The 13,627-nt window shown below is 67.4% G+C and carries 13 protein-coding genes; 6 read left to right on the top strand and 7 right to left on the bottom strand.

The genetic code is table 11. The features are described from left to right. Window positions 1–53 precede the first annotated feature (53 nt). The 4 genes from AB0D53_RS33600 to AB0D53_RS33585 form a co-directional block, all read right to left on the bottom strand. Window positions 54–1,211 (bottom strand): restriction endonuclease subunit S, encoded by a 1,158-nt coding sequence (locus AB0D53_RS33600; RefSeq protein ID WP_362453023.1) that lies wholly within the window; start codon window positions 1,209–1,211, stop codon window positions 54–56. Then, window positions 1,208–2,734: a class I SAM-dependent DNA methyltransferase gene (locus AB0D53_RS33595; RefSeq protein ID WP_362453021.1), complete on the bottom strand. Its 1,527-nt coding sequence runs from the start codon at window positions 2,732–2,734 to the stop codon at window positions 1,208–1,210. The genes AB0D53_RS33600 and AB0D53_RS33595 overlap by 4 nt, the downstream gene beginning before the upstream one ends. 88 nt (window positions 2,735–2,822) lie before the next feature. Then, entirely contained in the window at window positions 2,823–3,020 is a 198-nt protein-coding gene (locus AB0D53_RS33590; protein WP_362453020.1) for a DUF397 domain-containing protein, read from the bottom strand. Between the two features lie 12 nt (window positions 3,021–3,032). After that, window positions 3,033–3,935: a helix-turn-helix transcriptional regulator gene (locus AB0D53_RS33585; RefSeq protein WP_362453018.1), complete on the bottom strand. Its 903-nt coding sequence runs from the start codon at window positions 3,933–3,935 to the stop codon at window positions 3,033–3,035. A 92-nt stretch (window positions 3,936–4,027) separates the two neighbouring features. Here AB0D53_RS33585 and AB0D53_RS33580 point away from each other — a divergent pair, with 92 nt between their 5' ends. Beyond that, the gene (locus AB0D53_RS33580) at window positions 4,028–4,357 is read left to right on the top strand and encodes a hypothetical protein (protein ID WP_362453017.1); all 330 of its coding nucleotides are present in this window, start codon (window positions 4,028–4,030) and stop codon (window positions 4,355–4,357) included. Window positions 4,358–4,509: 152 nt separating this feature from the next. Further along, complete coding sequence (locus AB0D53_RS33575; protein ID WP_362453016.1) at window positions 4,510–5,415, top strand: DUF3800 domain-containing protein; 906 nt, start codon at window positions 4,510–4,512, stop codon at window positions 5,413–5,415. A gap of 58 nt (window positions 5,416–5,473) precedes the next feature. On the opposite strand, the gene gltX is transcribed toward AB0D53_RS33575, so the two are convergent. The 3 genes from gltX to AB0D53_RS33560 all read right to left on the bottom strand — a co-directional run bounded on the left by gltX (window position 5,474) and on the right by AB0D53_RS33560 (window position 8,067). Further along, window positions 5,474–6,946 (bottom strand): glutamate--tRNA ligase, encoded by a 1,473-nt coding sequence (gene gltX, locus AB0D53_RS33570; protein WP_362453015.1) that lies wholly within the window; start codon window positions 6,944–6,946, stop codon window positions 5,474–5,476. After that, complete coding sequence (locus tag AB0D53_RS33565) at window positions 6,939–7,715, bottom strand: fumarylacetoacetate hydrolase family protein (RefSeq protein ID WP_072487282.1); 777 nt, start codon at window positions 7,713–7,715, stop codon at window positions 6,939–6,941. The genes gltX and AB0D53_RS33565 overlap by 8 nt, the downstream gene beginning before the upstream one ends. A gap of 163 nt (window positions 7,716–7,878) precedes the next feature. Further along, on the bottom strand, window positions 7,879–8,067 hold the full coding sequence (locus AB0D53_RS33560) for a hypothetical protein (RefSeq protein WP_362453014.1): 189 nt from the start codon (window positions 8,065–8,067) through the stop codon (window positions 7,879–7,881). 580 nt (window positions 8,068–8,647) lie between these two features. Here AB0D53_RS33560 and AB0D53_RS33555 point away from each other — a divergent pair. The 4 genes from AB0D53_RS33555 to AB0D53_RS33540 all read left to right on the top strand — a co-directional run. After that, entirely contained in the window at window positions 8,648–12,400 is a 3,753-nt protein-coding gene (locus AB0D53_RS33555; RefSeq protein WP_362453013.1) for a nitrate- and nitrite sensing domain-containing protein, read from the top strand. Window positions 12,401–12,409: 9 nt separating this feature from the next. Then, a complete protein-coding gene (locus AB0D53_RS33550; RefSeq protein WP_006127850.1) occupies window positions 12,410–12,823 on the top strand; it encodes a roadblock/LC7 domain-containing protein in 414 nt (137 codons plus the stop codon). A gap of 133 nt (window positions 12,824–12,956) precedes the next feature. After that, window positions 12,957–13,364 carry a DUF742 domain-containing protein gene (locus tag AB0D53_RS33545; RefSeq protein ID WP_072487285.1) on the top strand — a complete coding sequence of 136 codons (408 nt, stop codon included), beginning with the start codon at window positions 12,957–12,959 and terminating at the stop codon, window positions 13,362–13,364. Beyond that, on the top strand, window positions 13,345–13,627 hold a 283-nt coding region (locus tag AB0D53_RS33540), incomplete at its 3' end, for an ATP/GTP-binding protein (RefSeq protein ID WP_351003482.1). The genes AB0D53_RS33545 and AB0D53_RS33540, both read left to right, overlap by 20 nt.

Raw genomic sequence — 13,627 nt, 5'->3', positions numbered from 1 at the left:
AGACCGGGCGCGGTCGGCGTGGTGGTGCGGTGGTTCGTGTGCGTCGTTATGGGTTACGCGGCTTCATGATCCCAGAGCTGCCCGGCGAAGGCGCGCTGTTGCAGGGATTCGAAGAGCTCGTCGAGTGTGGCGAGCTGCACCGCATGCCGCTTCTTCATTTCTTCAACGGCCTCCAGGCGCGATGTGAACTCCTGCTGCAGTTTGACGGGTGGAAGCAAAATGGGGAGCAATTTCAGTTTGGCACCTGTGAGATGAGCAATAGTGGCCGTCGACACATGGTCGGACAGCCCGCCCCTCATGCTAAGGATCCGGAGCATCCATACCAAATACTCCGCTCGCGCCAACTCGACATTGGGTCTTGCCCGATGCAACGCCTTTTGAAAATAACAGTCCTCGACTTCACCTCGCCAGATCGCGGCCCGCCCCGGCTCTCCGCCCTCACAGATCATCAAGTCCCCCGGAGCAAGTCCATAGGTGACCTTATCTTTGCCATTGAAATCCATTTCGAGGAGATCCGTGGTATCAATTCGGAACCACTGAACATTTGCGTTGCGAAGGTACGGCCGACCACTCCTTCCAGTTTCCCTCTTACTGTCAAGCATTTTACCAAGTCGGGTTTCACAGACTTCACCAAAAGGCAGCACCGGCCAGCCCTTCGGATTCATCACAGGGTCGCCGAACATGTCGAGGAAGGCAGCCTGGGCAAGATCATCGAGGAGGGCGACAGCCTTACGACGCTTGGCGCGGAGTGAGTCCACCCGCTCGAGAACTGTGGCGATTCGGCGCTGCTGGGCAAGCGGAGGCAGCTCCATCTCCAGTTCGCCAATGTCGCCGCGATTCACCTGGAGGAAGGTGGCACCTTTTCCCTTTGCGACCAGCTCTTCCTCTTTAAATGTGATCCAATGCCACAAGAACTCCTTGCTCAAACCTGCCTTTGCGCGCAACGCGGCAACGCCACGACCCAAACAGAACTCTCCATCCGACCACACTTTCGCACCGATTGACGCGCGAATACTCAGGACGATATCGCCTGTTTTTGAGAGCTTACTCGCTTCCGTTGTCCACTTCTTAGGGGCAAGCTTGCCCGCTGAGAAATCACCCGCACCGGCAATAAGGGCCCACCCGTCTCTGGCAGTGTTGTAAGATTCACCTTTCGGAGCTTGCCCCATGATAATTTCACAAACTGCCGAGAGTTGCATCTTTTCAGTCATGCGAGCAAATCCTTCAGCTCTTCCATTCCCTTGGAAATTTCAACTTCCAGACGCTCCACATCTGCCAGGATTTCCAAGGGGAATCGGGTCTTGATCTCCTCGTGGACACTTTCTTTGTAGCGGTTCAGGGACAGGTCGTAATACTGGGCCGCGATCTCCGCCTTCGGGACGCAGAAGCTCTGTTCCGTCCTCGCGCGGTCGCGTTCCGAGGTGTCTCGGTTGAACCAGCGAGTCAGGACGTCCGGGAGGTTGTTCTTCTCGTGCTCCTCTGCGGTCAGAGGCTTGTCCGCAGGGGTCGGGCGGACGCCGAGGCGGCCTTCCGGGAGGAGTTCGTTGCGCTTGTCGTCCAGCGAAAGGCCGTCGGCCTTGACGTCGTAGAACCAGACGTCCTCCGTGCCACCACTGTCGGTGCGGGTGAAGAAGAGGATGGCCGTCGAGACACCGGCGTACGGCTTGAAGACGCCGCTCGGCAGCTTGACCACCGCCTGGAGCTGCTGCTCCTCCACCAGCATGCGGCGGAGTTCCCTGTGGGCCTTTGTGGAGCCGAAGAGAACACCGTCAGGAACGATGACGGCCGCGCGGCCACCAGGCTTGAGGAGGCGCAAGAAGAGAGCCAGGAAGAGGAGTTCCGTCTTCTTGGTCTTGACAATCGACTGAAGGTCCTTCGCCGTCGACTCGTAGTCGAGGCTGCCCGCGAAGGGCGGGTTGGCGAGGATCAGGGAGTACTTCTCCGCCTCGCCGGCCGCCGACTCCGCGAGGGAGTCCCGCCAGCGGATGTCCGGGTTCTCCACTCCATGGAGCAGCATGTTCATCGAGCCGATGCGGAGCATCGTGGAGTCGAAATCGAAGCCGTGGAACATCGACTCATTGAAGTGCTTGCTCTGCTCCACCCCGAGCAGGGCTTCCCTGTGCGTGCGCTTGACGTACGACGACGTCTGTACCAGAAAGCCCGCCGTGCCGCAGGCTGGGTCGCAGACCTCGTCACCCGGGCCGGGCTGGGTCATCTCGACCATCAGGTCAATGATGTGCCGGGGCGTGCGGAACTGGCCGTTCTGGCCGGCTGACGCGATCTTCGCGAGCAGATACTCGTAGATGTCGCCCTTGGTGTCGGCCTTGTCCATGCCGAGGTCGTCGAGGAGGTCGACGACCTTCGCGAGGAGGTTCGCGTTCGGGATGGTGAAGCGGGCGTCCTTCATGTGGTGCGAGTACGTCGAGTCGTCGCCGCCCATGCGGCGCAGATACGGGAAGACGCCTTCGGCGACCAGCCCGTACATGATTTCGGGGTCGCGGACCTTGAAGTTCTGCCAGCGCAGGTCCTGCTGGTCCGCGTCGAAGAACGGGTCAAGGTCTGGCGTGCCCGTGGCGTTCGCCCGGCGGTCCTTGATCGTCTGGAGCTCGTCCAGTCGCTTGATGAAGAGCAGGTACGTGATCTGCTCCATCACCTCCAGCGGATTGGAGATGCCACCCGACCAGAACGCGTCCCAGACGCGCCCCACCTTGCTCTTCACTTCACCGGTAATCACCCTGTGAGCTTACTTCCGCCCACTGACACTGGGAGCCGCTCCGGCGAGCCCGCCGGTACGTTCCGGAGCGGCGGAGTCGCAGCCTCACTCAGAGGTGCGGCCCAAGGCTCTCGTTCTCCTTGATCGATGCGACCAGAGCGGACAGACCGACCCGGGTTGCGACGAGTATCACGTCCGGGTCGTCGCTCTCCCGCAACCGAAGTGTGCCGTCGGGCGCAGCGGCCACGTTGACGCAGTTCGCTCCCTCGTTGCTGTACGAGGACTTCTGCCAGTTGTAAGCATGCATGGTTCCGGTGCCTCATAGACTCTTGGCGATCTTGTGGATGAAATCACGGCTCTTGGCCTGACTGAGCGCACACCGCTCCATGCGGTCCAGGACCGCCCGGTAGCGAGCAAGCTGCGCCTCCGCATAGAGAAGGTCGCACCCATGATCGGAATCCAACAAGATCGTGTCCAGTTGCGGCACGGTGCCGCTTGCATACGTGATCGGCTGACCGGACACAGGGAAGTCGGCCCGTTCGAACGGGATGGCCAGGATCGTCACATTCTCCTGCTCTCCCACATGGACCAAGTGCTCCAACTGTCCGCGTACAACGTCCGGACCGCCCACCCCCATGCGAAGCGCCGCCTCGTGGATGACTGCTGTGTACGGCAGGGACGACGTCTCGTAGAGGACGCCTTGCCGCCTCACGCGGAAAGCAGATCTGTGCTCGACCTCGTACGGCTGGAGCACCGGAACATTCTGGCTGTAGGACGCTCTCGCCTGCTGAGCTGTCTGCAGAAGACCAGGCATGGAGACAAGCACGGCAACCCTCAGGGCCGTCGCCTCCGCCTCAAGCTCTGCAACCTCCACAAGGGCCACAGGCAGCAGCTCTCGGTACTCATCCCACCAGTTACGCCCTCGCCGCCCCGTCATGTTGCCCAGTGCCTCGATCAGCGCAGCGTCTCCACAAGCGTAGCTGTGCGCCATGGCTCGTACACGATCCGCGCTCACGCCGTAGCGCCCAGCTTCGATCATGCTCATCCTGGCTTGCTGAATGCCGATGCGTGCGGCCGCCTCCGTCGAACTCAACCCAGCCTGCTCGCGCAACTTCCTCAGTTCCGCTCCGAGGCGCCGCTGGCGCAGCGTCGGCGGCGTGGAAGCAACCACCACATCCCCTCTCCACCCACGGTCGCTCTTGTCCCCCACATCAGTGAACATGCGAGATATCCCTAAGTTTCCACGATAGATCTATCGCGACTCCGTTAGCGTTCTATCACGCATCAACTCCTCTCAGTGACAGGAGACTTCGCATGACCACCGTATCCCCGCAGCCTCCAAACCCCGCCCCGTCTGACAGCTTCGCCGACGAGATCCGCGCCCTCGTCGAAGCCACCGCACCCCGCCTCTTCGCTGTCGTCGAGCAGTTCCGGAACGATAGCGGCGAGCCCGACGCCCGCGTCGCCGCCTGGGGCCTCGCCCACGACGACGGGAGCGCCCAGGTCACCGCCGTGGACGGCGGGTTCCGGATGTCGCTGCGCGCTCCTGACCGTGCCGCCCACATGATCTCCATGCGCCCGGGAAGCGTCGGCTGCCTGGTATGGCCCGGCTTGGCAACTACCCCTCTCACTCCAGAGGGTTGAACCCAGTCAACTCAGAGCGACGTCACGCTTGACCCTGGGCTCCGGCGCCTGGCAGCATCGGAAGCAGTAAACAAAACACCGCGCATATGGCTGCGCAGACCCTGTGGCCGTCCCTTCGGGGGCGGCCACAGACGTGTTTCAGGGGAGGTTCGGTGCATCTCTGCTACATCGACGAGGCCGGTAACGGGCAGACGCTCGATCCGGCCAAGCCGGATGCGCCACCCGTACTCGTCATCGGCGGATTCAGCGTTCCCCGCTCCCAAGTCAAGGACCTGACCTGGGAGTTCCTCAACGTCAAGAAGCACTACCGGCCCCAGTTGAAGCACGTCATGCATCTGTCCGAGCTGATCCAGCACGAGATCAAGGGGTCCGACGTCCGCAAGAACCTGCGGGCCGGCAATCACAACTGGCGCCGGGCCGCGATGGAACTCGTGTCGTCCCTGCTCGACATACTGGAACGCCACGACGCACGGCTCCTCGCCCGCGTCTGGATCAAGGAGGAAGGGCTCGCCTTCAACGAATCCGGCGTCTACCCGACCTCCGTGGGTTCGTTGACCGAGACGTTCCAGGCTCAGCTGGCCCACGAACACTCACGCGGGATGATGGTCCTCGACAGCCGCACCAAGGTGAAGAACGCGCCCAACGTGCACTGCGTGACCACCCGCAAATACCGCACGGGCGGGGACGGTCTCCGGGGGATCATCGAGTCCCCCGTCTTCGGTCACAGCGACACGCACACCCTGTTGCAGGTCGCGGACCTGGTGGTGTCGTCCCTGCTGTTCCCGATCGCCTGCCACGCCTATCTGAACGACCTCACGTGGAACGTGCACTGCGACGACGCCTACGCGCCGCTCCGGGAGCAGTTCGGTGAGCGTCTGAAGAAGCTCCAGTTCCGCTACCAGGATCCGAGCGGGAAGTGGCGCGGCGGCATCGTGGTCTCGGACCGGCGCACCGCGCAGCCCTCCAGCCTGATGTTCGGCGACGGGAAGCGTGTGGGAGCCGGGGCCGTCATCCCCGGGCAGCAGGCCGGCCCGCGCGGGGTGCCGCAGGGGCCGTGAACGGCCGGAGGCCGGGACTCCCCTGCGGGAACCCCGGCCTCCGGCGTACATACGGGCGTTACGCGGTCAGCTTCGCCAGGGCGGCGTCCACCCGGGCCAGCGTCTTCTCGCGGCCCAGGATCTCCAGGGACTCGAAGAGCGGCAGGCCGATCGTGCGGCCGGTGACGGCGACGCGGACCGGGGCCTGGGCCTTGCCGAGCTTCAGGCCGTGCTCCTCGCCCGCGGTGAGGACGGCGTTCTTCAGCGCGTCGGCGTTCCACTCGGCGTCGGCCAGCTTGGCGCGGGCCGTGGTGAGAAGGGCGTCGGAGCCCTCCTTCATCGCCTTGGTCCAGGAGGCCTCGTCCGTCGCCGGCTCGTCGAGGAAGAGGAAGTCGACGTTGGCCGTGATGTCCGAGAGGACGGTGACGCGGGTCTGGGCGTGCGGGGCGATCGCCGCGAACTGCTCCGCGTCGAAGGCCTCCGGGGCCCACGGGGCGAACGGGGCCTTCAGCCAGGGGCCGCAGGCCTCGGTGAACGCCTTCACGTCCATCTTGCGGATGTGCTCGGCGTTGACGTGCTCGCACTTCTTCAGGTCGAAGCGCGCCGGGTTGGCGTTGACGTCCTTGATGTCGAACGCGGCCACCATCTCCTCGATCGAGAAGATGTCGCGGTCCTCGGCGATCGACCAGCCCAGCAGGGAGAGGTAGTTGAGCAGCCCCTCCGGCAGGAAGCCGCGCTCGCGGTAGAGGTTGAGCGAGGCCTGCGGGTCGCGCTTGGAGAGCTTCTTGTTGCCCTCGCCCATGACGTACGGCAGGTGACCGAAGGCGGGGGTCTCCTTGGCGATGCCCAGCTCGATGAGCGCCTTGTAGAGGGCGAGCTGGCGCGGGGTGGAGGAGAGCAGGTCCTCGCCGCGCAGGACGTGGGTGATCTCCATCAGCGCGTCGTCGACCGGGTTGACCAGCGTGTAGAGCGGGGCGCCGTTGGCGCGGACGATGCCGTAGTCCGGCACGTTCTCCGGCTGGAAGGTCAGCTCGCCGCGGACCAGGTCGGTGAAGGTGAGCGCCTCGTCGGGCATCCGGAAGCGGACGATGGACGTCCGGCCCTCGGCCTCGTACGCGGCGGTCTGCTCGGCGCTCAGCTCGCGGCAGTGGCCGTCGTAGCCGGACGGCTTGCCGGCGGCGCGGGCGGCGTCGCGGCGGGCGTCGAGCTCCTCGGTGGTGCAGTAGCAGTGGTACGCGTACCCGCCCGCGAGGAGCTTGTCGGCGACATCCTTGTAGATGTCCATGCGCTGCGACTGGCGGTACGGGGCGTGCGGGCCGCCGACCTCGGGGCCCTCGTCCCAGTCGAAGCCGAGCCAGCGCATCGACTCCAGGAGCTGGTTGTAGGATTCCTCGGAGTCACGGGCGGCGTCCGTGTCCTCGATGCGGAAGACCAGGGTGCCGCCGTGGTGCCGGGCGAAGGCCCAGTTGAACAGGGCGGTGCGGACCAGGCCCACGTGGGGGTTGCCGGTCGGCGAGGGACAGAAACGTACACGGACAGGTGCGTTAACCACGCTTGATCACCTTGTTGGTGAGAGTGCCGATGCCTTCGATGGTGACGGCGACCTCGTCGCCGACATGGAGGGGTCCGACCCCTGCGGGAGTGCCGGTGAGGATCACATCGCCCGGGAGCAGCGTCATGGCTTCCGTGATGTGGACGACCAGATCCTCGATCGAGCGGATCATGTCGCTCGTACGGCCCAGTTGCCGTTGCTCTCCGTTGACCGTCGCCTGAATGGTGAGGTCATGGGGGTCGAGGTCGGTCTCCACCCAGGGGCCGAGCGGGCAGGAGGTGTCGAAGCCCTTGGCCCGGGCCCACTGCTTCTCGCGCTTCTGGGCGTCGCGGGCGGTGACGTCATTGGCGCAGGTGTAGCCGAAGATGACGTCCTTCACGCGCTCGCGCGGCACTTCCCGGCACATGCGGCCGATGACCACGGCCAGTTCGGCCTCGTGGTGGAGCTCGTTCGAGAAGGAGGGGTACTCGATCGCGTCGCCGGAGCCGATCACCGAGGTGGTGGGCTTGAAGAAGGCGACGGGGACGTCCGGTACCTCGTTGCCGAGTTCCGCGGCGTGCTCCGCGTAGTTGCGGCCGATGGCCACGACCTTGTTGGGGAGCACGGGCGGCAGGAGGCGGACCTTGTTCAGCGGGACCTTGGTGCCGGAGAGCTCGAACTCGGCGTACGGAATGCCCTTGATGATGTCGAGGACGAGACCATCGGGCCCCTCGCCCTCGACGGCGCCGAAGGCGACATTGCCGTCGATGGAGAACCTGGCGATGCGCACGGGATGCTGTCGCCCCTCACTTGCTGGCTGAAGACTGACGCTCCAGGCTAACGCGTTGCCCGGCGGGGATTGCCCCAATTGCCGGGCGGCGTGACGGGGCGGCCCCGCGGAGGCGGGGCGCCGGCGCGGGCGAGGGGGAGCGGGGCCCGTCCGGGGCCTTCCGCTACTCCGCGACCGCGGCGGTGACCGGGGCTTCCATGAGGATGGTGCGGCGGGGGTTGGCCGTCTGGGTGGGCAGGGCCACGGCGTGCTCCGGCTGCTCCGGCGTCCGCAGTGCGTCGGCGTCCTCGAGGTGCGCCAGCGTGGTGCGCCGGGGGTTGGCAATGTTGCGGAACATCATCGTCGTCTTCATCTGCCGTTCGGACCCTGTCGGTTGCGGGCGCCGCCCGAAGGGGCGCCGGTTGTCGGATTTGCCATCCCTGTAAAGCGTCAGGCTAAACATCCAATTCCCCCCGAGAGCCCGGAAGAGACGGCGATCATCATGTGAGTTTGCTCACGACCGCGTCGACAATTCCCTCATTTCGGTCACTTGATCACGCTCACAGAAACGGACATTACGTAACTGAATCAGTCATTCCACTCCTGACCATGGCGACTGGGACACCGTCCACGCTTCGCCGGTTCACCCGTAATCGTCCGGTTTACCCGTGATCACGCTGCACGGCTTGTTACCCAGTCGTCACAACGCGTCACCCGGGTCACAGCCCGGCACGGGGCCCTTGTTGGAGATCCGGCACTGTGCTGGAATTCCACGCACCGCCGCGGGTTTCAAGCCGGCGCGCAGGGGGCGCAACGGAGCGCCGAGTGGCGGCGGAAAGGGGAAGGACGCCGGTCACTCACGACCACCATGGGGCGGGTACAACGCCCCACGACGCCGACACCGTTCCACCGCCTCGCGCGGAGGAACGCCTGGTCCAGAGGTTGCGACGCTAGTGCAGGGACGTTTCAAGAGGGATGGCAGCGCTGCGGCGGAGCAGGAGCCGCACGGCGGGACCGACCGCGGTCCCTCGGCCCAGCACGCCCAGAACCCCGGGCCTGCCGCGGGCGGCGACAGCGGCGACCGTGCTCAGCGCCCCGGTGCCACGGCGAACGGTGACGTCGACCCGGTCTCGTCGTCGAAGTCCCGTGGCCCCGCCAGCACCGGCTCGCGCGTCGCTCTTCGCAACTGGCGCATCAGCACGCGTCTGGTCTCCCTGCTCGCCCTTCCGGTGGTCGCCGCGACCACGCTGGGCGGACTGCGGATCAACGAGTCCATGAGCGACATCCAGCAGCTGGATCACATGCAGCTGCTGACCAAGATGACCAAGCAGGCGACGTCGCTCGCCCAGGCGCTCCAGGAGGAGCGCGACCGTTCGGCCGGTCCGCTGGCCAACGGGGTGAAGCCCGACGACTTCAAGGTCACCGAGCCCCGCAAGAAGACCGACCGGGCGAAGACGGCCTTCCTCGACGCGACGACCTCGATCGGCGACCCCACCGGCGACGAGGCGCTCGAAGGCATCTATTCGAGCGTCACCCAGATCGCGAGCCAGCTCGCCGACATCCGCAACATCCGCAAGACGGCGTACGCCGACGGCACCCCGAGTCTCCAGACCGTCGACCAGTACAGCCAGCTGATCACCTCGCTGCTGAGCCTCTCGCAGGACATGGCGCAGGCGACCAGCAACTCCGAGATGATCAAGCGGACCCGGGCGCTGGCGGCCTTCTCCTCCGCCAAGGAGTACGCCTCGGTCCAGCGCGCGATCATCGCCGCGGCCCTGCCCGGCGGCAACGACAAGCAGCCCCATCTCGACGAGAACGACAAGCAGTTCGGCCGCGCCGCGCTGCGCAAGGAGAGCTCGGCGCTGCGCTCCTTCAAGGCGGTGTACGGGGCGACCGGCAACAACGCCGACGAGCTGACCGCCACGCTCGACGAGGGCAACCCGGAGATCAAGGCCGCCAACACCTACGCGAAGAAGGTGCTGGACAGTCCCTCGGGCATGACCGGCACCGCGCGCCGTTCCTACCTGGACTGGTACGACCAGAGCTCCACCAAGATCCAGGCGATGAAGACCATCGAGGAGACCCTCCTCAGCGACATGGAGGGCAAGGCCCGCGAGCTCCGCGACGAGTCGAAGCGCGAAGCGATCATCAGCGGTGCGCTCATCCTGCTGGTGCTCGGTGTCTCGCTCGTCGGTGCCTTCGTCGTCGCCCGGTCGATGATCCGTTCGCTGCGGCGGCTCCAGGACACGGCCACGCGCGTGGCCCAGGACCGGCTGCCCGAGCTCGTCAAGCAGCTCTCCGAGGCCGACCCGCAGGACGTGGACACCTCGGTCGAGTCGGTCGGTGTGCACTCCCGGGACGAGATCGGCAAGGTGGCCGCGGCCTTCGACGACGTGCACCGCGAGGCCGTCCGCCTCGCCGCCGAGCAGGCCCTGCTCCGGGGCAACGTCAACGCGATGTTCACCAACCTCTCGCGTCGCAGCCAGGGCCTCATCCAGCGTCAGCTCTCGCTCATCTCCGAACTGGAGTCGCGCGAGGCCGACCCGGACCAGCTCTCCTCGCTCTTCAAGCTCGACCACCTCGCGACCCGTATGCGCCGTAACGGCGAGAACCTCCTCGTCCTCGCGGGTGAGGAGCCGGGCCGCCGGTGGACCCGCCCCGTCCCGCTGGTCGACGTGCTCCGTGCCGCCGCCTCCGAGGTGGAGCAGTACGAGCGCATCGAACTGGCCGCGGTGCCCGCCACCGAGGTCGCGGGCCGCGTGGTCAACGACCTCGTGCACCTGCTCGCCGAGCTGCTGGAGAACGCCACGTCGTTCTCCTCGCCGCAGACGAAGGTCCGGGTCACCGGTCACGCGCTGCCCGACGGGCGGGTGCTGGTCGAGATCCACGACACCGGCATCGGCCTCTCCCCCGAGGACCTCGCCGCGATCAACGAGCGGCTCGCCTCGCCGCCCACCGTGGACGTCTCGGTCTCCCGCCGCATGGGTCTGTTCGTGGTCGGCCGGCTGTCCCTGCGTCACGGCATCCGGATCCAGCTGCGGCCCTCCGACTCCGGTGGCACGACCGCGCTGGTCATGCTGCCCGTCGATGTCGCGCACGGCGGCAAGCAGCCGGCCCCCAAGCAGGCACCCGGGCAGCAGTCCGGCGCTCCGGGCGGTCTGCTCGCCGGTGGCCCGGCAGGCGCGGGCAACGGCTCCCGTCCCGGCCTCGGCGGCGCCCCGTCCGGCCCGGCCGGCCGTCTCGCCTCGGGTCCGGGCGCCTCGCGCGGTCAGGTCGGTGCGGGCTCCGCGCCGCGTGCCGCGCTGCCCTCGCGCGACGGCGGTCCCCGCCACCAGCAAGGCCAGCCGAACCAGCAGGGCCAGCAGAACGCCGGATTCCAGTCCGCCGGGCTGTCCGGCACCGGCCCGCAGGACGGTTCCCGCCCGGAGCCGCAGCGTCAGGGCGGCGGCCTCGCCGGCGCCTTCGGCAACGGCGCCCGCCTCGGCGCCCGCGGCCAGGGCGACGGACCGGGCCGTCCGGAGTCGGGCCGTCCCGACCTGTTCGGCCAGAACCGGCAGGACCAGAACCGCCAGGACCAGAACCGGCAGGACCAGAACGGCCCGCAGGGTCCGAACGGCCCCGGCGCCCCCTGGCAGCCCTCGCAGCCGCAGCAGTACCCCGCCGGCCAGGGCGGCTTCCAGCAGCCCGTCGGCCAGGGCGAGCCGGAGCGCCGGCTTCCCCCGGCCGGCGGCCCGCGTGCCGAGCTGCCCGGTGGCAACCCTCAGCCGCAGCGTCCGCAGACCACCAGCTGGGGCGCCCAGGACCCGTCCGCGCCGCGCCGTACTCCGCTGGATGCCCCGCGCGGTCATGAGGAGCCCGAGTCCACCGGCCAGTTCCAGCGGCCGATGAGCCCGCCGCTCAACCCGCGGGCGCCCATGGACGACAGCCGGGGCCCCGGCTCCACCGCCGAGTTCGCCCGCCCGGACTTCTCGGCTCCGGCCCCGCAGGCCCACGCCCCGCAGGACCTGTCCCAGGACCCGGCGAGCACCGCGCAGTTCGCCCGTCCCGACTTCGGCGGACCGCAGCCCGTCCGGCCGCAGGACCAGGGCCTGCCGGCCCCGCGTCAGCGCGGCCGGGACGACGAGGACTTCGGTGCCCCGCGCCCGCCCGCCGGCGACGCGCAGTACCGCCCGGTGCTGCCGCCGCAGCCGCAGCCCGAGGCGCTGCCTCCGGCGGCCGGGCCCGGGGACGGTCGTACACCGCTGTACGACACCCTGGAGACGAACTGGTTCCACGGCCCGCAGCAGGGCGGCCAGCAGCCGTCCGCCGAGCCCCAGGCACCCTCGCCGCTCCCCCAGCAGCAGGCCCCGGAGCCTTCCGCTCCCGCGGCGCCGCGCCTCGGCGGAAGCGACCCGGGCAGCCCCACAAGTTCCTGGCGCCCCTCGCCGAACGACGAACTCGTACGGCAGGCGGAGCGGGTCAAGAAGCCCGCGGCAGGCGGAGTCACCACTTCCGGACTGCCGCGCCGGGTACCTCGCGCCAACCTGGTGCCGGGTACCGCTCAGCAGCAGAACCATCAGTCCGGTCCGCAGGTGTCACGCGCCCCCGATGATGTACGCGGGCGGTTGACCAATCTCCGCCGGGGCATCCAGCAGGGGCGGCAGGCCAACAACAGCCAGTCGACCGGCAGTTTCCCACTCGGCCCCACTCACCAGCAGGAGCGTTAGTTGAGCCCGATGAGTCAGGCCGCGCAGAATCTGAACTGGTTGATCACCAACTTCGTGGACAACACCCCCGGGGTGTCGCACACGGTGGTGGTCTCCGCCGACGGACTCCTGCTGGCCATGTCCGAAGGATTCCCCCGTGACCGCGCCGACCAGCTGGCCGCCGTCGCCTCCGGGCTGACCTCGCTGACCGCGGGCGCGTCCCGGATCTTCGAGGGCGGCGCCGTCAGCCAGACCGTGGTGGAGATGGAGCGCGGGTTCCTCTTCCTGATGTCCATCTCGGACGGGTCCTCACTGGCCGTCCTCGCCCACCCGGACGCCGACATCGGTCTGGTGGGGTACGAGATGGCTCTGCTGGTCGACCGTGCGGGTACCGTCCTCACCCCCGACCTCCGTGCCGAGCTCCAGGGCAGCCTGCTCCATTAGGCGGCCATGGATCGATGACAGACTCGATTGCCCCAGGTAACGCCCTCAACCCTCGCCCGTCCGGCCGCTTAGAGCCCCCCACCGGCCCCTTCAGACGGCAAGCCGACGTACTGCTGTCACGCCCGGAGGATTCATGACCCCGCCACCCGCCTCACCCGATCCGTACGGCGCACTGCACCACGCGTCGTACGACGGTGAAGGCGACCAGCCACTGGTCCGCCCGTATGCCATGACCGGTGGCCGGACCCGGCCGCGCTACCAGCTCGCCATAGAGGCACTGGTCTCCACGACGGCCGACCCCGCGCATCTGGGGACCCTGCTCCCCGAGCACCAGCGGATCTGCCACCTCTGCCGTGAGGTCAAGTCGGTGGCCGAGGTCTCGGCGCTGCTGTCGATGCCGCTCGGTGTGGCCCGGATCCTCGTCGCGGACCTGGCGGAAGCCGGCATGGTGGCCATCCACCAGCCGGGCAATGGAGAGACCGGCGGCGCGCCGGATGTGACACTGCTCGAAAGGGTGCTCAGTGGACTTCGCAAGCTCTAGCGGCGGTGCGGCCCGGGCCACCACCTCGGCGAAGATCGTGGTGGCAGGGGGCTTCGGCGTGGGCAAGACCACGTTCGTCGGTGCCGTCTCGGAGATCAACCCGTTGCGTACGGAAGCCGTGATGACGTCCGCGTCCGCGGGCATCGACGACCTGACGCACACCGGGGGCAAGACCACCACGACGGTGGCGATGGACTTCGGTCGCATCACCCTGGACCAGGACCTGATCCTGTACCTCTTCGGTACGCCCGGACAGGACCGCT

Source organism: Streptomyces sp. NPDC048295, from assembly GCF_040652135.1.
GTDB lineage: Bacteria > Actinomycetota > Actinomycetes > Streptomycetales > Streptomycetaceae > Streptomyces.
This window is presented reverse-complemented; position numbering and strand designations above follow the sequence as displayed.

Coding starts and splice junctions, on each gene's coding strand:
- AB0D53_RS33600 (WP_362453023.1), bottom strand. CDS start 1,211: ATGACTGAAAAGATGCAACTCTCGGCAGTTTGTGAAATTATCATGGGG.
- AB0D53_RS33590 (WP_362453020.1), bottom strand. CDS start 3,020: ATGCATGCTTACAACTGGCAGAAGTCCTCGTACAGCAACGAGGGAGCG.
- AB0D53_RS33585 (WP_362453018.1), bottom strand. CDS start 3,935: ATGTTCACTGATGTGGGGGACAAGAGCGACCGTGGGTGGAGAGGGGAT.
- AB0D53_RS33580 (WP_362453017.1), top strand. CDS start 4,028: ATGACCACCGTATCCCCGCAGCCTCCAAACCCCGCCCCGTCTGACAGC.
- AB0D53_RS33560 (WP_362453014.1), bottom strand. CDS start 8,067: ATGAAGACGACGATGATGTTCCGCAACATTGCCAACCCCCGGCGCACC.
- AB0D53_RS33550 (WP_006127850.1), top strand. CDS start 12,410: ATGAGTCAGGCCGCGCAGAATCTGAACTGGTTGATCACCAACTTCGTG.
- AB0D53_RS33545 (WP_072487285.1), top strand. CDS start 12,957: ATGACCCCGCCACCCGCCTCACCCGATCCGTACGGCGCACTGCACCAC.